General features: G+C 61.1%; 19 protein-coding genes and 1 pseudogene. 4 read left to right on the top strand and 16 right to left on the bottom strand.

Going from position 1 to position 18,894, the window contains the following annotated elements:
• Positions 1–154: 154 nt before the first annotated feature.
• From AC0NIE_RS31595 to AC0NIE_RS31640, 10 genes are all read right to left on the bottom strand, one after another.
• Positions 155–838, bottom strand: coding sequence for a lytic transglycosylase domain-containing protein (locus AC0NIE_RS31595; protein ID WP_473489332.1), 684 nt, complete (start codon positions 836–838; stop codon positions 155–157).
• Complete coding sequence (gene traF, locus AC0NIE_RS31600) at positions 826–1,374, bottom strand: conjugative transfer signal peptidase TraF (RefSeq protein WP_473489331.1); 549 nt, start codon at positions 1,372–1,374, stop codon at positions 826–828. The genes AC0NIE_RS31595 and traF overlap by 13 nt, the downstream gene beginning before the upstream one ends.
• Positions 1,371–1,640, bottom strand: a complete 270-nt coding sequence (locus AC0NIE_RS31605) for a helix-turn-helix transcriptional regulator (RefSeq protein WP_473479475.1) — start codon at positions 1,638–1,640, stop codon at positions 1,371–1,373. Before AC0NIE_RS31605 ends, traF begins: the two co-directional genes overlap by 4 nt.
• A gap of 176 nt (positions 1,641–1,816) precedes the next feature.
• On the bottom strand, positions 1,817–2,140 hold the full coding sequence (locus tag AC0NIE_RS31610) for a DUF736 domain-containing protein (RefSeq protein ID WP_008871905.1): 324 nt from the start codon (positions 2,138–2,140) through the stop codon (positions 1,817–1,819).
• Between the two features lie 403 nt (positions 2,141–2,543).
• Positions 2,544–3,389, bottom strand: a complete 846-nt coding sequence (locus AC0NIE_RS31615; protein WP_473489330.1) for a hypothetical protein — start codon at positions 3,387–3,389, stop codon at positions 2,544–2,546.
• Positions 3,390–3,604: 215 nt separating this feature from the next.
• Positions 3,605–3,805: a hypothetical protein gene (locus AC0NIE_RS31620; RefSeq protein ID WP_473489329.1), complete on the bottom strand. Its 201-nt coding sequence runs from the start codon at positions 3,803–3,805 to the stop codon at positions 3,605–3,607.
• Positions 3,802–4,104 carry a hypothetical protein gene (locus AC0NIE_RS31625; protein ID WP_474045115.1) on the bottom strand — a complete coding sequence of 101 codons (303 nt, stop codon included), beginning with the start codon at positions 4,102–4,104 and terminating at the stop codon, positions 3,802–3,804. Before AC0NIE_RS31625 ends, AC0NIE_RS31620 begins: the two co-directional genes overlap by 4 nt.
• Positions 4,101–4,445: a ParB/RepB/Spo0J family partition protein gene (locus AC0NIE_RS31630; protein ID WP_474045117.1), complete on the bottom strand. Its 345-nt coding sequence runs from the start codon at positions 4,443–4,445 to the stop codon at positions 4,101–4,103. The genes AC0NIE_RS31625 and AC0NIE_RS31630 overlap by 4 nt, the downstream gene beginning before the upstream one ends.
• Before the next feature lie 22 nt (positions 4,446–4,467).
• A complete protein-coding gene (locus AC0NIE_RS31635) occupies positions 4,468–4,887 on the bottom strand; it encodes a DUF2958 domain-containing protein (RefSeq protein ID WP_473489328.1) in 420 nt (139 codons plus the stop codon).
• A 141-nt stretch (positions 4,888–5,028) separates the two neighbouring features.
• Positions 5,029–5,991 carry an ArdC family protein gene (locus AC0NIE_RS31640; RefSeq protein WP_473489327.1) on the bottom strand — a complete coding sequence of 321 codons (963 nt, stop codon included), beginning with the start codon at positions 5,989–5,991 and terminating at the stop codon, positions 5,029–5,031.
• A 354-nt stretch (positions 5,992–6,345) separates the two neighbouring features.
• Between AC0NIE_RS31640 and AC0NIE_RS31645 the strand changes: the two genes are divergently transcribed.
• Entirely contained in the window at positions 6,346–7,518 is a 1,173-nt protein-coding gene (locus AC0NIE_RS31645; protein WP_473518963.1) for an IS110 family RNA-guided transposase, read from the top strand.
• 644 nt (positions 7,519–8,162) lie between these two features.
• On the opposite strand, the gene AC0NIE_RS31650 is transcribed toward AC0NIE_RS31645, so the two are convergent.
• From AC0NIE_RS31650 to queC, 6 genes are all read right to left on the bottom strand, one after another.
• Positions 8,163–8,879 (bottom strand): DsbA family protein, encoded by a 717-nt coding sequence (locus AC0NIE_RS31650; protein ID WP_473489975.1) that lies wholly within the window; start codon positions 8,877–8,879, stop codon positions 8,163–8,165.
• 255 nt (positions 8,880–9,134) lie between these two features.
• Positions 9,135–10,184, bottom strand: a complete 1,050-nt coding sequence (locus AC0NIE_RS31655) for a cation:dicarboxylate symporter family transporter (protein ID WP_473489976.1) — start codon at positions 10,182–10,184, stop codon at positions 9,135–9,137.
• A gap of 428 nt (positions 10,185–10,612) precedes the next feature.
• Positions 10,613–11,872, bottom strand: coding sequence for a glycosyltransferase family 9 protein (locus tag AC0NIE_RS31660; RefSeq protein WP_473489977.1), 1,260 nt, complete (start codon positions 11,870–11,872; stop codon positions 10,613–10,615).
• A 745-nt stretch (positions 11,873–12,617) separates the two neighbouring features.
• Positions 12,618–13,352 (bottom strand): 7-carboxy-7-deazaguanine synthase QueE, encoded by a 735-nt coding sequence (gene queE / locus AC0NIE_RS31665; RefSeq protein ID WP_473489978.1) that lies wholly within the window; start codon positions 13,350–13,352, stop codon positions 12,618–12,620.
• Entirely contained in the window at positions 13,349–13,705 is a 357-nt protein-coding gene (gene queD / locus AC0NIE_RS31670; protein WP_065010611.1) for a 6-carboxytetrahydropterin synthase QueD, read from the bottom strand. Before queD ends, queE begins: the two co-directional genes overlap by 4 nt.
• Entirely contained in the window at positions 13,705–14,403 is a 699-nt protein-coding gene (queC, locus tag AC0NIE_RS31675) for a 7-cyano-7-deazaguanine synthase QueC (RefSeq protein WP_473489979.1), read from the bottom strand. The genes queD and queC overlap by 1 nt, the downstream gene beginning before the upstream one ends.
• 492 nt (positions 14,404–14,895) lie before the next feature.
• Between queC and AC0NIE_RS31680 the strand changes: the two genes are divergently transcribed.
• The 3 genes and pseudogenes from AC0NIE_RS31680 (at position 14,896) to bluB (ending at position 17,856) form a co-directional block, all read left to right on the top strand.
• Positions 14,896–15,285 (top strand): hypothetical protein, encoded by a 390-nt coding sequence (locus AC0NIE_RS31680; RefSeq protein ID WP_473489980.1) that lies wholly within the window; start codon positions 14,896–14,898, stop codon positions 15,283–15,285.
• 541 nt (positions 15,286–15,826) lie between these two features.
• Positions 15,827–16,854: pseudogene (locus tag AC0NIE_RS31685) on the top strand (IS110 family RNA-guided transposase).
• 366 nt (positions 16,855–17,220) lie between these two features.
• On the top strand, positions 17,221–17,856 hold the full coding sequence (gene bluB / locus AC0NIE_RS31690) for a 5,6-dimethylbenzimidazole synthase (RefSeq protein WP_473489928.1): 636 nt from the start codon (positions 17,221–17,223) through the stop codon (positions 17,854–17,856).
• The last annotated feature ends 1,038 nt before the right edge of the window (positions 17,857–18,894 follow it).

Below are 18,894 nucleotides of genomic sequence, written 5' to 3' on the forward strand. Positions count from 1 at the left end.
GGCTCTGCCAGCAGCCTCCGTGAAAAACGATGTGCAGACAAAGACTTCGCCGCCTCCTGGAGGCATTGCCTTTATCTTGCCTTACGCCGCCCTTCCGCTTTCCGGCGTCCGCACCCGCCCTTTCCCGCCCCGCAAAACCGCCCCGCTCGCCGAGTCACCCGCCATTCGGTTTCGTCCGAGCGCGATTGACGCGCAGCGGCACAAAGAGATCGCCTTTCGCTTCGCCGGCGCGAACGCCGTTACGAAGGAAGAAGAGCGAGCGGCCGGAGGGAGCGTTTTGGCTGTTTGGCGCCTTGGAGTCCCCTTCGAATTGATCAATGTCGTCCGCCGAAATCCCCTTCCCCCTGAGCTGTTTAAGATAGGCAGCTGTCTCCTTGGGCAGCGGCTTCCCACGCTTCAAATGCTCTTCGTAGCGCTCGGGTCCTGCGTTGTAGGCGGCAAACAGGCCGGGGAATCCGAAGCGGTCAAACATGGCGCTGAGATAGGCGGTTCCGGCGAGAATATTGTCACGCGGATCGTGCGGATCGGCTCCCAGACCGTATTCGGCACGCATGTCCTCATACGTTTCCGGCATCACCTGCATGAGGCCCATTGCGCCCGCGCGTGAGGTAATTGGGAGGCCGTCGAGCATGGTCTTGCCGCCGCTTTCGGCATGCATGACGGCGTAAATCCAGGCCTGAGGAATACGGAAGCGTCTGCTTGCTTCGTCTGTGAACTCCTGCCACCTTTGAAGCTGCGGATTTTGGGAGATGGCGACCGGCTCAGCGCCGGTCGAGGCGGAACAGGCGCATGGCGCAAAGGCGATTATGCCGAACATCAGCAGGGTCACTCGGTCCATAGCGGCACGAGCCTCCCGATGACATTTGCGCGCGGCACCGGCCCGAAATAGCGGCTGTCGAATGACCGAATATCGTCGCTGCCGAGCAGGAAGATTTCGTTGTCGGCGAGTGTCCGGCACCCGTTCCACCGTGGCAGCGGGCGGCCTCTGGTATCCTTCGCCAGCCGTCGCGCAACGATCTCGCCGTCGATGATGACCGCGTCATTGAAGGTGCAGACTTCGTCGCCCGGCAGCGCGGCAAGACGTTTTACCAGCGGCACGTTGCGGGGCAGATAGCCGCGTTGGGCGGCGAGTTCGGCGAGCGATTCTGGCGGGCGGACGAGCACCAGATCGCCCCGAGCCGGTGCTGCAAACCCGAGGCGATAGAGGCCGACGGGCGCGCTGGCCGAGGCGTTCCAGACCAGCCAGGGCCTTGGTTTGACGGTGCCGGCGAAGCCGATCAGGGTCAGTCCAATCACGGCAGCGGCGATGGTTTTGCGTGCCTGGAGGCGCCGCAGGCGGCTGCCGATCAGACGGATGGAAGGGCGCCGGCTCATGCTCGGCCTCCCTGGCCGGCTTGGCCGGAACCGGCCTCACCACCCTCGTTACCGGCGTACTGCGGGTGTCCTTTCGACCATCCATCGAGCTCGTCGATATGGTAGCGGACATAGCGGCCGTGCTTGCGGAATTTCGGGCCGCCGCCCGTGAGCCGCATCTTTTCCAGGGTGCGCTGGGAGAGCCCGATATAGAAGGCTGCTTGGGCTGTGCTGAGAAAGGGACTGCCCTTTTTGGCGCGGGCCGCGCGTTCGTTTTCGTCGTCCATGGTGATCCTCGTTTCGCTTCGGACAAGCGAGGGCGAGGATGGGCGAGCGAGATCGCCTCCGGGACGGGCGAAGAGTCCGGGGAGAGTTTTCGCCGCCTTTTCGGGCGGGCGGGTTTGGCTGGAGCGCCTGGGAATGAGCCCCGCGCCGGATGGGGCGCGAGGCTCGGGTCGGCCGATCAGTCGGCCGGGTTCCAGATGATGGCGTAGGTGTCGTCATCGTCCTGGCCGGCGGCGCGGCCGAGATTGGCGTAGAGCTTGCGCGGTCCGAACTCCGGCGCTGCAATCGACAGGCTGACATAATCCTTGCCGGAAGTCTCGCCGGTGCGGATCCAGCCGGCACCAACTTCGACCCCTTGCGTCAGCACCCGAAAGTCGGGATGGTTGTCGGCGCTCTTGGCCTGGTTGGGGACGATGTCGATGTCGGCGCGGACGCTGAGCGTCTTGAGCTGGCCCTTGTAGGCGCCGTTTTCCTGCTTGTTGACGTAACCGATCGCGGTCATTTGAAGTCTCCTTTTGCTGTCGCCGGGGACCATCCCCTGCGATGGCGGACCGTGATGGACGCGTCCGGAGCGCCTGAACCCGACAGGGCCGAAGCGCCAGCGGAGGACCCGAGCAGGCAGCTTTTTTGAAGCGGAGCGGCGCGAGGAAGCCGCCGCAGGCGGCGGGGAAAAAAGCTGATCGGCGAGGGTTTCGGGCGGCCGGACCCGTCCATAGGTCGACAAGCCAGCCGCAGGGGAAGGTCCTGGCAGAGAGCATGGAGATCGTGGCAAGCGCGGTCGCTGCAGCCAAGCAGGAGAGGCGGGAGTTGCGGGATTGCGGCTGACGCTGTGCCATGCCGATCGAGATCGTGCCCACAGGTCGGGCGCCAGAGCAGGCATCTGACGGGCTGATCGATCCGCGGGATCAAGGCGGTTTGCCAGGCCGGATTCTGCCGCGGGACGCGGGGGCAAAGGTCTCGAATATCAGGCCAGTGCGACCGGGGTAAATGCCGAGCGGCGGCCATCCTGGAAGCCGCCGCCCAGCGTGACGGGCTATTGGCAGCCGAACAGGGACCGGACCCGCGCCCATTGATCGGCGGTGCGGAAGCCGCCTCGATCCGTGTAGCTTTCGACCGGGAATTTCATCCAGCGCGGCAGCCAGGTCTCGACCTTTGCCTGCCGTTATCGCCCGAAAGAAAGTCGCGGATGATCTTCTTTGCGTCTTCACCTTTTCGGCGACATTGCCGTCCGCGACATGTTTGCCGCCGACTTCGGCAAGCATGGAATTGGCAATTTCCTTGTCGCGCAACAGGTCGAAGAAGGCGTCGTCCGGTTGCCAGCAAGCGCCGATGTCGACATTCAGATGCTTGCCGAGCGCCTCGATGACGGCGCTGCCGGCTTCAAGTGTCTCGTCCATGACGATGCTGAGAACGCGCACGACATGATCGTCGCGGAGCGCCAGGAGCCGCGCGAAGATGCTTGCCGTGCCGAAATCGTCGCCATTGCCGCCAGCGATTGTGCCGTCCTCATCCGGTTGCCCAAGCAGCGCCAAGACCTCGCGCCGTTTTTCGGCGAACGCGGCTTCCGCCCTGCTTCCGGCGAGGCTTGCGGCCACGATCTCGTTGCAAGCGCGCTGCGGTTCGCGGCGAACCTGCCACAGGCTGGAACCGGCTATCACATGCGCCACCATCAGGCGAAGTGCTGCGCCCGGATGGTCGAGCAGGCCCAAGCGCACGGCGGCATGACGGTGCAGATCGACATAGTTCTGCATCGGTCCGGTGAGTTCCGGCCGCGACGGTTTCGCGGCCGTCTCCTCTGCGCCCTCGCCATTCGCGCGGGCGCGGCGAGCCTCCTTGCACGATAGCCAGCCCTCGTGACACTCGACCTCGCCGCGATACGAGACGGCGATAAAGACCTTGCCGCCCTTCTGCTTCGGCGTCTTTTCGTGGTCTCATGAGTGGAACTGCTGACCCGGTTCGAGCACGATCACCTCGCTCCAACCGTGTTCCAGACAGGCGTCGCGCTTGGCGGCAATCGCTTCGTTCTGCTTTGCCAGAACAGGTCGGCGTCGGCGAAATAACTTTCCTCGCCAAACAGGTCGGAGACGATCAGGCCCGGATAGTCCTCAATGGCAAACAGCGCCACCTTGGTGGAGATTGACTGTCCACCGAACAGCCACTGCTTCAACTGATAGCCGCGTGGCGCGTATTGCCCCGGATCGGAAACAGTGCCAGCCAGTCCTTCTGCTGGGCTTTCGAAGCCATGGTGAGATAGCGAGCGGTTTCGGTGTCGATTTCGTCCCGCCGATAGGCTTCGCGGATTTTGGGCAGCAGTTCGCCAAGCGCCAGAATGCGCTTCACCTGAAGCTCCGTAATGCCGAAGGTGCCGGCGATCTCCGCAACTGTGCGGCCCTCTCTGATCAGCCGTGAGAACGTCTCCCATTGCGACACTTCGTCGGAGTCGAGGCGGGCGACGTTCTCGATCAACGAGGCTTCGAGGGCATCGGCGTCCTCGCCAGCCTCCATGATTGCGCAGGGCAAGGGATCGGCTTTACTTCGCTCGTCGGCGAGTGATGTCGCGGCGAACTAGCGCGCCGTCCGGCGACGATCTCGAAGCTTTCCGGCGAGCCGTTGGGCCGCACCAGAAGCGGCACGACGACGCCGCGCGCGCGGACGGACGGCAGAATGTCGGACAGGTCGGGCGCGCGTTTTCCGTGGCGCATGTTGAGGGCGGAAATATTCAGTCGGTCGAGCGGAATATGGGCAAGCTTCGTGTCTTTCTCCTCCGTTTGGGTGCGATTGTCCCCGCCGGGGAGACCGAAGGCCAATGCGGCGGGGACGGGTTTGCGCCTAGCGGCGCTCTGGCTCCGCCGCGTCTGGCGGAAGCTCGGAATGGGATTTGGCAAGTGCTTCCGCTGCCTGCCGCAGAAGCCGCTCGGCTTCGGTGATCTGGCCGGCGCTGCGCGCGGCCTCCGCATAAACCGACAGCGGAAAACGCGCTATGAAATAAAGGTCGCGCTCGATGCCCAGTCCGAGCGGACCCTTGATGGATTCGAGTTCGGCAAGGCTGACGCTGCCGAGTTCAGGGAAGCCGAAGCCGAGGTCGCAAAGGCCGAACAGCGTGTCGCCGTCGGCATCGAGTTCGCTCAAGAGCCAGGTCGCAGGACCGGCCGGATCGAACAGTTTCACGACCGGTGCGTGGTCGGTTTCGGTGTCGGCAGCGCCGTTGGCGAGGAGACGGGCGCGCAGTTCATCGGTGATCAGGATCATTGCGGAATTCCTTCAAGACGGTTCTGGCTGAATTGAGAACGGCTTTTTGAAACAAGGCGGATCGAGCGACTTGCGCGCCGCGCGGGCGCATCGGCGCGCCGTCAGAAGCGCAAGGCGGTCGCGCATGGCGATGGAGCGCGCTCACGCGGCGATCTCGGCATGCGCCTCACGTTCGACGTCGGCATTGAGGCCAAGCAGGAAATCGGCGGCTTTCGAGGCATGGCTGGCCGCGCGGAAAATGGCGCGATTGTCCTCGCGCAGCACCTTCAGCCATGAGCCGATATAGCCGGCGTGGTGCACCGTCGGCTCAATGCCGAGACTGCTGCAGACGAAAGCTGCTGCGATTTCGGCGACCAGTTCCTCGCGCGCATAGGCCTTGGAACCGAACGAGCCGGAGAGGTCACGTGCAAGCCGCGTCGGGTGGCCGGTCCAGTGGCCAAGTTCATGAAAGCAGGTGCGGTAATAATCGATCTGGTGAAAGAAGGCGGGCTGCGGCGGCACCTGAATAAAGTCGCTGCCGGGCATGTAGAAAGCGCGATCGCCGCCAATGCGAAAATCAGCACCACTTGCATGAATGAGCGCCTCGGCTTGCGGGACGATCTGGCGCGCGGGCAGCGGTTCGGCGGCGGCATAGAGATGTTCGGGCAGGTTATCGCACTGCGCGACATTGAAGACGGTGAAGCGCTTCAAAAAAGGCACGGCCTGCGGCTCATCGCCATCGGCCTTGGCGCGTTCCTTTTCGTCCTTGGGAATAAAGCGGTCAGCGTGAACGATGGTCGTGCCGCGCTCGCCCTTCCTGACATTGCCGCCAAGGGCAAGCGCCTGCCGGAAGGTGAGCCAGTTCTGGCTGGGGTATGGGCGCTCGATGACGGCGCCCCACAGGATCAGGATATTGATGCCGGAATAGCGGCGCTGGGTGGCTGCATTCCTGGGCAGGCCAAGGGCTGCCTTTGCCCTGCCCCAAGGCTTGACCCATGGCACGGTGCCGCGCTCCAGTTCGGCAACTATGCGGTCTGTGATCTCCTGGTAGAGGCTGGCGCCTGAGCGCCCGCCCTTGCCCGCGCCATCCTCACGGCTGCCGGAATGCTTGTTGTTTGCACGCATTGTCTGTTCCTCCGTTCGCCAATTGCGCCCTCCCCCGGAAGATCCCATGGGCGGTGGAGGCAGCGCTCGATCCCGATCTCGCGTGCCTGCCCCCGTGAGTGGGGTGGGCGGCAGAACGCGACTGGCTTGGCCCGCTGAACGAGGCAGGCCGCACCCGAAGGGCCGGAACGGAGTGGAGGATGTGAGCGGAGCGAACATTGCGGCCTGCCGCAGCGGGCCTAGAAAGGAGCGTCGCCCACCCCGCGAGCGGGGGCAGGCAACAACCAAAACCACATCGCGAAGCGATGACTGCAGCTGCGATCAACTCGCTTTGGCCGGCGTATTGCTCATGAACAACTTGGAGGGATAGAACACATGAAAGCTGAAAACGTGACTGAGATTGAAACCGATGCGGTCCATACGACACTCGGCGCTATCTTCCTGTCCCTGGAACTCAGTCGCTCGAGCTGGTTGGTGACAAGCTTGTTGCCGTGCAACGGAGAGAAGATGTCAAAGCGCGTCGTCAAGGCAGGCGATACGGCCGGATTGTTCGACCTTATCAGCCAGTTGAAGTCGACGGTTCGGCGCAGAACGGGCCGTGACGTGCCGGTGATCGCAATCCAGGAGGCTGGCCTGGACGGCTTCTGGATACATCGGATCCTTGAGCGTGACGGTATCGAAAGCCATGTGGTTGATGCAGCATCCATTGCCACGTCACGCAGGAAGCGCCGGGCGAAGACGGACAAGCTGGATGGCGAGACCCTCCTTCGCGCCCTGCTTGCCTACAAGCGCGGCGAGCCGCGGGTATGCGCCATGGTCGTTCCGCCTTCGCCCGAGCAAGAGGACCGAAAGCGCAACAGCCGTGAGCGACGCGCTCTCATCGCGGAGCGGATCAAGATCGTGAACCGGGTCAAGGGGCTCTTGTTCTCGCAGGGCATCGTTGGATTTGAGCCGCTGAAGCGGGACCGCCGCACTCGACTGGAAGAACTTAGGACCGGAGACGGTCGTGAACTACCGTCGAATCTCAAAGCGGAGATTGTCCGTGCACTGGACCGGATCGAGCTCGTGCTTCGGCAAATCAAGGACGTGGAAGCAGCGCGTGACGAAGTGGCTCGCAATGAATGCGACCCATCAAAAGTCGCCAATGGAATGTCGATGCTCAAGCAACTGCGCGGCGTGGGAGCGGACTTTGCCGAGGTGCTTTGGTCCGAGGGTCTGTATCGCGAATTTGCGAATCGAAGGCAGCTTGCCTCCTATGCCGGTCTGACGCCGACACCGTGGCAAAGCGGATCGATCAGCCGGGAACAGGGCGTATCGAAAGCGGGCAATCCGAGGCTGAGGACCGTGATGGTGCAATTGTCGTGGTTCTGGCTTTTGCATCAACCTCGATCGGCTTTAGCACAATGGTTCCAGGAGAGGGTCGCGCTCGACGGTGGCAGGCGCCGGAAGCCGGCCATTATTGCGCTCGCGAGAAAACTTCTGATCGCGCTATGGAAGTATGTTCATCATGGTGCTGTCATTGAGGGCGCTGTCATGAAGCCGGCATGATCAACGTACTCTTTTCCATCCGCCGGGATTGATCGCTCCCGGCTGATCCTGGGCGAACGAACCTCCCACCCCACTTGGCCTAAAATGCCGTCCGGAAGATTGGTCGCGTTCCCCTGAGCCTTACCGACGAAAGCGGGATGTTGGTGCAGCTGCCACAGCGCAGCGACCGTATGTGAGTTTGGACCGGTGTTATCACCGCGCCAAGACGACAGGCTCGGACCTAGGATCACAACGCATTGAGGTAGATATGCGAAGACAGCCTTGACGACAAAGTCCCCATGTGAGCGGGGTGGGCGGCAAAAGCGACCGGAAAGGCCCGCCGTAGAAGGCAGACCGCATCCGAAGGACCGGAACGAAGAGGAGGACCCGGAGCGGCAAGCGGAGGGTTGCGGGATGCCGCGGCTGGCCTAGAAGGGAGTGCCGCCCACCCCGTGCCACCGGGGAAGGCCACCACAAAAATCGACGCCGGCCGGCTGGCCGGCGACCGTCAGCAGCCGACAGGCTGCCCGCGCCAGGGGGCGAAGCCGGATGGCCGAGACCGCCTGAGCCTGTCGAAGAAAAGCGGGCTCGGTGCACGAGCACCCGGCGCGCGCCTTCAGGCGCGCGGGCGCTCAGGACTCTGGTCCCGAGAGCAGTTGATGCGGTCAAAATGCCGATTTTGCAGCTGTGGAAGACTGAACCTTGGCGTTTGCGCGCACATCGGCGATGCAGCTTCGCAGCCCGGCCGTCTCTACCACCCCGGCTATCACTTCGTCGCCGACCACCAACGCCGGCGTGCCGGTGATGTACAGCTCGTTCGCGAGCGCGCGATCGCGTGCGATGGCTTCGGTGATGGCCGGGCCTTCCATATCCCGCTTGAGCTGCTCAACATCGAGGCCGACACGTGCCGCAATGACTAGGGTGGTTCTTTGGTTCACCAAGCCAGGAAAAGCAAAAAGGGCGCGATTAAACGCCTCATATTTTCCCTGTTTGTGGGAGGCGAGCGCCGCACGCGCGGCGAATTCGGAAGCAGGTCCCAGGACCGGGAGCTGTTTACGCACAATCCTCAGATTGGGATCATGCTTGAGGGCTTGCTGGAGAATGAGGTCCATTTCCTTGCACAGCGGGCAGTTGTAGTCGAGGAATGAGACCAGGGGGACGTCGCCCTGCGGATTGCCGGCGATTGGCGAGGCGAGGTCGTTGAGGAGTGCGTCGCGATGCTGCGGAATGAGTATCCTCAAGTCCGCCGCGAGCAAGGCGTTAATCTCCGAGCCGTTGCAGGTCGTCAACCTATCTGGCTGTCGCTTTAGCGTTCCCAGCACGGACAGGGCGAGGACTAAGAAACCGATTACGGCGACAAGGCCGGCGTTTTGCTTGGACATGGGTCGGGCTCCAATCAGCCGTTAGCGGGGCGGCAACGGCTGGCCTTTTGGCGTGAAAGTTGGTCGTCGCTTTGGATCGCTTGCCCGGCAGTTCCCGCAGTATCGGCAGTCGCGGGGGGCTCACAATGTCGATGCCGGCGCCATCTGGCGGTTGCTTTATGACGGCTTCGCTCCAATGGGCTGACTGCAATAGCTGAGCGGCGTTCGCGCGTTGCCAGCCGAGACCACCGGTCATCACGCCGGTCGATCTGCCCTTCAACGCCCGAGCGCCGAAGGACCCGCTCGTGAGAGCCTTTGCCAATCGTCCATCATCCGGCTCGCCCTGCTCCGGGCGACAACGAGCCTTCCCACTGCGTTGCCGAGAAAAATGGTCAGCACACGGCACTCCGACACAAAGTGGTCGACGCGAAGAATAAGCGTCACGCCGGCAGCTGGGGCGGTCGGAACGACAAAGAGCGCCGCGGCCAACGTGAGGAGGCCCGCACCGGTAATGCGAGTTGTTCCCTTCGAAGAGAGCAAGGCGACGAACAGCAGCAGAATCCGACCGCCGATCGACAGATCCGTGTTCGTCGCCTGGGCGAGGAAGAGGGGGACCAGCGTCATGTGGATATTGGTGCCGTGCAGATTGAATGAATATGCGGCCGGGATGCCGAGGCCCACGACCGAACGCCTGGCGCTCGCCCCTTCGACGGGCGCGGCCCTCATCAGAATGCCGACCAGCTTGAACACCGGCGCAAGGAGCGCCTGAAGCAAAGAAAGCACAGGCTTGCCCGTGTCGCCGACCATCGCCAGAGCGATGCCGAACAGGACCGAGAAGAACAGGACCTGCAGGATATCGCCTTCGGCGAAGGCACTAACGATTGACGGCATCAGCAAGCCGGTCACGAACTGCTCGTGGACCTTGGCGGCATAGCCCTTCACGGCCTGAGCATCGAGCGAGGCTGGATCGATGTTGAGGCCGGCACCTGGCTGAACGACATTTGCGACAATGGGACCGACAATCAATGCGAGGCTCGAAAAGGTGAGGAAATAGACCATTGCCTTGCCGGCGACCCGGCCGACCTTCTTGAGATCGTTCATGCCGGCAATGCCGGTCGCAATTGTCAGGAAGATGACAGGCGCGATGATGATCTTCACGAGCTTGATGAAAGCATCGCCGAGCGGCTTCAGAGCCTCTCCGGTCGCCGGATAGAAAAAGCCAACAGCGACGCCAAGGGCGACGGCGGCAAGCACCTGAACGTAAAGCCGCGCAATATGGGGCTTACGAGGCCCGGCGTTCGCGCTGTGGACTTGTGGAGCTAACACCGTTTCTCTCCCTGCCGGATCGGGTCGGGCTCTTCCTCGCTTCAAGGCCTCTCACTGGCGGCGCTCCGGTCGAACGCTGCTGCCATCTCGGGCGCAAGTGCCGTGCCAAGCAGCGGCGGCGCGATAACGCGCAGGACCTCCCACGCAGTGCCGCATTCGCAGCAGGCGCGTGCCCTCTTCGAAACAAAGGCAGACTGTCGGGATTCGGAGGACGCGCAGCCTGGCAGCGGCCGAAAGGTCGTCAAGGCAACTGTTTGCCTTGGTGGCTGCGATCGGGATTTAGATGGTCTAGATCTGGCTATGGCTATGTCCAAGCCATCGCCCGGTCGGCCGAGCCTGTCGGATATCAAACACCGCTGTCGACAGGCGATCGCTACCGCGACCCGTATAGTCTGGCGCTCCACAGATGGAGTAATCGACCGGCCGTGTTACGGCATGGGCCCTGAGCTGCCTCTTCGCGCGCGATCGTCGTTCTGGCCGCACCGCCCGCGAGCCACAATAAGTTTGTCCCGCCCCTTACAATAATTCATCAAGGCGTCTACCTCGGCAATCACCAGATCGGGCGTGATGTCGAGCTTGCAGCGGACTTTGACCGGGCAGCGCCGCACTTTGTCCAGACCACATCCGCGACATTCAATAACGCTCATAAGCATGCTGACCAGGGGACCACGAAATCCCCAAATTTCCGGTAGATGTGACGCGGTGAAAATTCCGACAGTAGGGCGGCCAAGCTGGGCAGCGACATGCCCAGTGCCTGAATTGTTCGACACCACGAGCGCGGCCGAATTCATGAGATGATTGAATTCCAATTCCGACAAGTCGACAGCAGTTCGAATCTCCGCGGCTCCACGGTCGCGGGCTGTCATCGCGACCTCTTCAAGCGCTTCCCGGCTTTCGCCACGGCCGACGAGGATCACCTCACTACGGGTAGAAAGAGCAGCGACAAGTTTGCCAAAATTTTCGATCGGCCAATCGCGCAGGCTGGAATTTGAAAACGGAGCCACGACGATCGGGGACTTGCCTTCTGTCGAACTCTGCCGGCGGCCCGCTTCACTTTCTGCGTCGAAGCAGGCCGCTGCCTTTGCGACCAGAAAGAGGAGGATTTCCGACACATGCTGGAGACGTACCTGCTTACGGTCGACGAACCAATCAAGCCATGTGCGAGGGAATTTGTCGGCGATCCCTATTTTTTGGGCCAGCTTGTAGAAGATGGTTCTGCGCAATTTCAGATCGAATGGCGCTATCGCAATATCGATCTGATGCATTCCGTAAGAATCAACTATCGCCGCACGATGCCTGGCTGGGACTTCGAGCAAAATGGGCCTTGTCTCATCCGGGACACGCATATCAATGGCAAGATCAAACTCGCCGGTCAGCAGCGGCCGTATGTCGGCCGCTTTCTTGCGGGTATCGACCTTCGGGTTGCGAGGAAAGAAGTCAAAAGCAACGTAATCGTCGGCGAGGTCGAACTGTTTTGCAGTGTCGATGTTCCAGCTTCCGACCACCAGCGTAATGTGGGCATGCGCAAAGCGCTGACGCAGGTCCTTCAGGGGCGCCAGAGACATCCAAAAGTCCCCGACACGATCAAGCTTAAGCGCCAAAATTCTCATCTTGGCGCTTGACTGTTCCGACTCCTCCCAGCTGCGGTATATAATTTGATTGGCGTCGCGCTTTGTAAAGTATCCCATTGCCATTCCGAAGGTTATACGTATAACATTGCTAGCCAAGTTAGGTCTGTGTAGTTTGGATTGCTTCCCGTCTTATCCGCGTGAACAAATTAACGCGGCAAACGACTCTGAAACGACTGTTGATTTGCATTGTTCGCGGCTGCGAGTGAAAGAGGAGTTCCGGCGTCAGCCCTGGTCAGTCCGGAAGCTTTGCCGACCAGCGACGGCAATGACGGGCGGAAAAATGGGCTGTCGAATTTCTTTGCGGGAAGAGGCAGGTGCGGACTGGCCTGAATGAGTTAGGCCTAGGTGACGCCGGCCGTTCAACGGTTCTGACAGGGGAAAGACTCCGCTAAGAAAGAGAGGTCGGACAATTCGAAATCGTCGGCCTGCTGCAACTCATTCCCAGGACAATTTCCAGCGCACGTCTGAGCTCATGCAAAAATTTTCCCCTTTCGGGTCCCTTTTCACGCGACAGAGGCAGGGACGGTCGATGCGTGTCCGGTGCTAAGGTCAATGCGAGATTCCGGAAGGTTGATAAAATCCTTTGTTTCGATGAAGCCCATCCACGCCATGGATAGATGGCTGCCAAAGGTTGCGGCCACAATACAGCGGAGCGGTAGCCTAGCCGCTCCGGTGCGCGCTCACTTTAGCGCCCAGCACCATCTCGGCATCGAGCACCTCCGGAAGTGCCCGGCAGCGCCGCCAAATGGCGGCCAACCCGTCGAACCGAAAATCCGCAGGCGCATTTCCCGCACAGACGCGACTAGACGCCTCTCCTGTTTCCCCAGAGCATAACGTGCAACTGCGGCAACACGCGTGCTTCGAACCACCTGTCGTGTGTCACCTTTTCCACAAGCCACTCCATGCGTTTTATTATTCCGTCCAGGTCGACAGGTGCGTCTTCATTGCCAGGGCGCGGTGGCGTGTGATTGCCGGGTTGCAGATAGACCGGAAGGCGCGGAAATCGCGCAGCGGCGTCTTTGGCGTAAGCGTAGTCATTCTTGTCGAAAACAACGAGCTTGAGCACGATTTGCGGCTTCTCCTGCGCTGCTTCTATGCACGCCTCGAATGCAGCCCAGTTCGTCCTCATCTCGCTTGACGGCGGCTTTGGGCTGAGAACCAGCACATCAAGATCCGCAAACCAGTCCCTGACCACCGAACCCTGGGTTTCCAGCGCAAAACGGTAACCTTCACCATGGCCTCGCTCGATCAGCGCACCGAAGGGCTGAATGGCCGGATTGCCGCCTGACAGCGACACCATCACGGGCCGGCCACCGGAAAGCCCAACGACGCTTTGCCACACCGCATCGATTGGCATCATCTCCCATTCGTGGCGGAATTGATTGTCCACCGCATGGAGGCTGTCGCACCAGGAGCACCGGTAGTCACACCCGCCGGTTCTGATGAAGACTGTAGGCAAACCGATGAGCACTCCCTCGCCCTGGACCGTGGGCCCAAATATCTCGCTCACACGGATTGCGGGACGCGTGTCCGTCACGGCCGGTATTCCGCCCAGGTTTTCGGGGTTTCGCTCACCCGCACGGCCGCGGTTTCCGGCAGACGTGCCTTGCACCATTCATAGAAATGTCTGGCCAAGTATTCCGCCGTGACTTGCTCATGTCCCAGCACCTCGTTGAGGTGCCGATGATCGAGGCTCTCGTCGATATAGCGTTTGAGCGGCGCCAGATCGTGATAGTCGCGCACGAAGCCGTGCGCGTCCAGGTCCTTCGCCGAAAGTTCCACTTCGACGATGTAGTTATGCCCGTGCAGGCGCGCGCACTGATGATCCGGCGGCAAAGAGGTGAGCTGGTGCGAGGCCGAGAAGTGGAATTCCTTGGTGATGCGGAACATCAGGCGCTCCCCCTCCGCAGCGCCTCGAGCCAGAAGACAGGGTCTTCGTAGTCGGTAGGATCAGCGTGCCCCGCGAGATGAAACGCCTCGCGCCGCTCCACGCAGGTCCCGCACCGTCCGCAGTGACGCTCGCCGCCCTTGTAACACGACCAGGTCTCCGCAAATGGCGTTCCGTGTCTTGCTCCATCCCGGACGATGTCGCCCTTCGAGAGGTTGACGTAAGGCGTATAAAGGCGAATCTCTGCGTAGCCTTCCAGCGCGCGGTCTTGCATCATCTGGAAAGCTTCGATGAAGGCCGGACGGCAATCTGGATAGATGAAATGGTCCCCACCATGTACGGCCATCGCCACCGCTTCGGCCTTGTGCGCGGTGGCGAGACCGAAGGCAATTGCCAACATGATGGCGTTCCGGTTCGGCACCACCGTGATCTTCATCGTGTCTTCGGCGTAGTGGCCGTCCGGCACGTCGACATTATCGGTGAGCGCTGAGCCGGAAAGGCCGCGGCCGATTTCGGGGATGTTGATGATCTGGTGCATAGTGTTCAGTCGCTCCGCGCAGAGAGCGGCGAAGCCCAATTCTTTCCTGTGTCGTTGGCCGTAATCGAAAGACAGGAGGCCGGCGAGCTCGTGCTCCGCTGCCACGCTGTGAGCAAGGGAAACGGAGTCCAATCCGCCGGAGCAGATGACGAGAGTCTTCATCGTGGTATCCTTGTTTTGACCGGGTAAGGCTGCGACCGGAGATTTCTCTGCGGTCCCCCTACCCCAGCGAGTCAACTTTGTGAACCCGGTGGAGTCTGATCGCTGACGTGCCGTGGCGCACCGGGCGCCGACAGCGGGCTCTTTGATGGATGTCCAAACCCAAGCATATGCTCAGAAGGACAAATGCGAAGCGACTCGAGGTATGCTGGGAAAGAAGCTGACCTATCCAAATCTGCGTTACGGATGCTTGCATAGGCCACACGCGAATTGGCGAAGCAACGAGGAAGGAACGGAATTCGTTAACGGCGGGAGTGCAGAAGCCCAAGTTCAAGGACAGTGCGCGCGCCCCGCTTCAGGATCAGTTCGATCTGGAACACGAATCCGTCGGTGGCCGAGTGGCAAAACCAGCTAACGGATTGGTCGTGAGCCGACACCTGTGAACAAGCCGTGTGCGTCGTTGCAATCACCCCTATATTGCGCGCAATAGCCTACATGGCGTTGGATGAACTGGATTTGGCGATTTTCCAGATGGCGGTCGAAAGCGTGCGCTCACTCTCCCTAAGCTTCAACCAAAAAGCCGCAGAGATAGCCACGAGGAGCCACGGTGTCCTGGTTTTCGACGTGCGGGTCGATGGTGACTCGGAGGTCCAGCGGATCGCAGCCATCCGATATGGAGCCGACCAGACGGGCGTGGTCGCGTTGGACAGACAAGGCCTTGTTACCCGCTCTTGCATGGTCAATGGCACTTTCTCACATTTCATTTCGCCATTGGAGAACTGGGCCGGCATGCCCCTGTCAATGCAGGCCAAGATCGATGTCACCGTCCATGCCGGCCTCTTCCTAGGCGCCTTGCGAAAGGCCGGTCATATGCTTGGCAGCTAGCATATGACCGGAATGCATCTGTGGATTTTTGGATCCGCCTGCGCGTCCGAGCGGCCGGCCACCGAGGGCTCTGTGGCGAGCGGATGTGTCCGGGGAGAGCGCTACGATCTGCCGCACACGTTCGGATATACCTAACGCGCACGAGCCGCGCTCCTTAGTTACCTTCTCCTTCACGTTACAGGGATTGCGCGAAAATATCCGCCGGTGCGCCTGCTTGGCGGTTACGCCGCGCTTCTGCAGTTAATCGAGCAGGAAAAGCGAGCAATCAGTGGAGATCCACGAGAACTGGCTCGAGGCGACCCGCTACCTCGACATGGATCATCTGCGCGAGCACAAGAAGGAGAACCTCAGGGCATTGGCCGCCTGAGACGCGGCCCGCCATGTCCGCCGCTCCGCTAAACACGGGGGCTGCGGACACGCCAACGTCACCGCTAATGCCACGCCATCTTTGCTGATGGGGTGGATGCCAGCCTTCTCCGACGGCATCGCAATGTGCCAAAGTTTGTGGTGTTAGCGCCACGCAAAGGAGAGGCAGGCATCCATGGAAAAGATTACCATCATTGGGGTCGATCTGGCAAAGAACGTCTTTCAGCTGCACGGGGCGGCAGCTGATGGATCGGTTGTGTTCCGCAAGAAGCTGTCGCGCCTGCAGTTTTGCAAGTTCATGGCGAGTCAACCGGCATGTGTCGTGGCGATGGAAGCGTGCGGCAGCTCCCACTACTGGCCCGTCAGATGGCTCGGCTTGGCCATGAGCCAAGACTGATTGCCCCGGCCTATGTCAAACCGTTCGTCAAGCGGCAGAAGAACGACGTCGCAGATGCGGAGGCGATCGTCGAAGCAGCGCAACGACCGACAATGCGCTTTGTCGAACCGAAGACCAAGGAGCAGCAGTCCCGGGCTATCGTGTTTCGCACCAGAGAGCAGTTCGTGAATCAGCGAACCGAATTGGTGAATGCGCTGCGCGCGCACCTCTATGAGTTCGGTTATGTTGCTCCGCAAGGCATCGGCCACCTGCCACGTCTGGCAGAGATCGTCGAGGACGAGAGCGCAGACCTGCCGGATCTGGTCCGTGACATCTGCAGCGCTCTCCTTGACCAGATCGACCAGTTGAGCAGCCGGCTCGCGGCATTGAAGAAGACGATCGACACGCTGTCCAAGCAAGCTGCAACATCTCGGCGCTTGCAGACCATGCCCGGTGTCGGCCCTATCGCTGCCCTTGCCATTGAAACCTTTGCGCCACCGATGGAAGCCTTCAAGTCCGGTCGCGATTTCGCCGCCTGGCTCGGGCTGGTCCCTCGGCAGAAGTCGAGCGGCGGCAAGCAACGACTAGGGAAGGTATCGAAGATGGGCCAGCGCGATCTTCGGCGGTTGCTCATCATCGGCGCCATGGCTGTGGTTCGATGGGCGTCTCGGAGGCGCGCGCCCGACGGATCCTGGCTTGCCCGCTTGATGTTGAAGAAACCGCGCATGCTGGTGGCAATCGCGCTGGCCAACAAGATGGCGCGTGGCATCTGGGCCATGCTGACGAAACAGGAGGACTACCGGAATCCGGCGACGGTGCCTGCGTGATTTGCAACAACGCACCTGAGACCGGGACGTCGGAGATGTGAGGAAGGCATGAACTGCATGGGCAAATGATCGATCAGATCGGGGTCAGGAAAACCAGAGTCAAGTTGAGAGCCCACGCAAGCTCGCTTTGCTGATTTGGACCTGATCCGCGCATCACCATACCGGCCCGCGGCACATGGAACGGCCGCAAATCAAGGCCTGACACATGACCGCACTCGATCACATGTCCAATGCTTCAGGTTCCTCCTTGCAAAGGCTGGCATCCACACAAGAACTTGACGCACACAACCTACTGCCCTACTGCCCTACTGCCCTGCTGCCTTATTGCCTACTCCCCTACTTTCTTCGCAAAGGCAGTACGACACCATGACGTCAGACCCGGAATTTCCGGACGATTTTCGCGCCGATCTGGCCAATCTGTTCCTGTGGCGGCGAGACGTGAGGCGATTCAAGCCGACGCCGCTCCCCGAAGGCGCGCTGGAACGGCTGCTTGACATCTCCAGCATTGCGCCCTCGGTCGGGCTGAGCCAGCCCTGGCGTTTCGTCATGGTCGAGAGTGCGCAGTGCCGCGCCGCCGTCAGGACATGCTTCGAGCGCTGCAATGCGGAGGCGCTGGCATCGTTCGGCGGCGAACGCGCCGCGCTCTATGCGCGCCTGAAGCTCGCCGGCCTGAACGAGGCGCCCTGCCAATTCGCGGTTTTCGCCGACCGCGCGACAGAACAGGGACATGGGCTCGGCCGTTTAACCATGCCCGCAACCATCGAATATTCGGCGGTGATGGCGGTCCACACCTTTTGGCTGGCGGCGCGCGCGGAAGGAATAGGCATGGGCTGGGTCTCGATCCTCGACCCGGCCGAAATGGCGACGATCCTGGACGCGCCGCCGGAGTGGACGCTGATCGGTTACTTCTGCGTCGGCTACCCGAGCGAGAACCACAGCGTGCCGGAACTGGAACGGGAGGGCTGGGAAGTCCGGCGCGCTTCGATTGTGATAAGGCGGTAGTGCAACGGCGACGCTGCCATCTCCCCCCTTGCACGCTTGGCTATGTTTCGTGCCCGGAGCGATCTTCGATGCAAACGACAAGGCTGGTATTTCAAAGCTTCAGGTCGCCTCGCTGGTACAACTGGGAAAGCCGGATTCCAAGATGCTAGACAGCCAACGGAACACCGACTCAGTTGATTTCTACGCGACCTGCTCCCGACAGACCCAACGGGCAACAAGTCTTCCCCTGGATCAGGCCGCGTCCAATATGTCCTGGTCCGCCTCAAGAATTCCCGCTGGTAGGGACAGCGATTTCGCGATCCGATCTCGATAGCCCTTGTTGTATCTCAGACCGGATTCAATGTTCAGGATTTCCTCAGCGACTAGCCCGCACGCCACCGCCAGGTCCTCGACGGAATATCCAAGGTGCTCACGACAAGCACGGATAATGTGGGCCCCCTCCGACATAGCCGTCAAGACTGGCTCGGGAATGCGCGAATCTTTCATATACACCTCGAAGAGAGCAAAGGCGCCTGACAACTCGGGAGAGTTCCTCCCGACTGGCGCTCCTAGCAAGTGAAAAAATGGACATCAATTCTACCGGGTCGGTCTCGTCCATGGGCCACCTGACTGGCGCATATGGCGGTTCAACTGGTTCTGATCAAGTCCGAAGAACCTGCCTGCCTAGGATGGCTGGCTCCGACATGGCAAGGAACCTGTCACGACGGCCGAGGATTCTCAGCAAGCATCGAGTTCCTGCTCAAGAGCTTCGGCGATGATCAGCCGGCGGGGTCGCGCAGCGACTGGTACGGTACGGCAGCGTTGATCCATGCCAGCAACACTTCTTAGATGGGAGCATGAACGAACCCCGTTCGGCGAGCTATTGCGCGATTCACCATTCGTTCACTTTATTAGCGCACGTTCATAAGCGGACATGTTGGTGTAGCTCGTACGTGCCCAAAGCCCCGGCGCATCGACCCAGCGCCGGGGCTTTTTTGGTACCAGAAAGCACCGCTGAGAGGAGCATCGTCCAGCGGTGCAGGCCTTGGCTGCTCTGTG

This window comes from Mesorhizobium sp. WSM4842, from assembly GCF_055901575.1.

What these genes read in the sequence shown, in the direction of transcription:
- AC0NIE_RS31610 (WP_008871905.1), bottom strand. Translation starts at nt 2,140, where the DNA reads ATGACCGCGATCGGTTACGTCAACAAGCAGGAAAACGGCGCCTACAAG.
- AC0NIE_RS31615 (WP_473489330.1), bottom strand. Translation starts at nt 3,389, where the DNA reads ATGCAGAACTATGTCGATCTGCACCGTCATGCCGCCGTGCGCTTGGGC.
- queD (WP_065010611.1), bottom strand. Translation starts at nt 13,705, where the DNA reads ATGTTCCGCATCACCAAGGAATTCCACTTCTCGGCCTCGCACCAGCTC.
- AC0NIE_RS31605 (WP_473479475.1), bottom strand. Translation starts at nt 1,640, where the DNA reads ATGGACGACGAAAACGAACGCGCGGCCCGCGCCAAAAAGGGCAGTCCC.
- AC0NIE_RS31595 (WP_473489332.1), bottom strand. Translation starts at nt 838, where the DNA reads ATGGACCGAGTGACCCTGCTGATGTTCGGCATAATCGCCTTTGCGCCA.
- AC0NIE_RS31660 (WP_473489977.1), bottom strand. Translation starts at nt 11,872, where the DNA reads ATGGGATACTTTACAAAGCGCGACGCCAATCAAATTATATACCGCAGC.
- queC (WP_473489979.1), bottom strand. Translation starts at nt 14,403, where the DNA reads ATGAAGACTCTCGTCATCTGCTCCGGCGGATTGGACTCCGTTTCCCTT.
- AC0NIE_RS31635 (WP_473489328.1), bottom strand. Translation starts at nt 4,887, where the DNA reads ATGATCCTGATCACCGATGAACTGCGCGCCCGTCTCCTCGCCAACGGC.
- AC0NIE_RS31645 (WP_473518963.1), top strand. Translation starts at nt 6,346, where the DNA reads ATGAAAGCTGAAAACGTGACTGAGATTGAAACCGATGCGGTCCATACG.
- AC0NIE_RS31650 (WP_473489975.1), bottom strand. Translation starts at nt 8,879, where the DNA reads ATGTCCAAGCAAAACGCCGGCCTTGTCGCCGTAATCGGTTTCTTAGTC.
- AC0NIE_RS31680 (WP_473489980.1), top strand. Translation starts at nt 14,896, where the DNA reads ATGGCGTTGGATGAACTGGATTTGGCGATTTTCCAGATGGCGGTCGAA.
- traF (WP_473489331.1), bottom strand. Translation starts at nt 1,374, where the DNA reads ATGAGCCGGCGCCCTTCCATCCGTCTGATCGGCAGCCGCCTGCGGCGC.
- AC0NIE_RS31640 (WP_473489327.1), bottom strand. Translation starts at nt 5,991, where the DNA reads ATGCGTGCAAACAACAAGCATTCCGGCAGCCGTGAGGATGGCGCGGGC.
- bluB (WP_473489928.1), top strand. Translation starts at nt 17,221, where the DNA reads ATGACGTCAGACCCGGAATTTCCGGACGATTTTCGCGCCGATCTGGCC.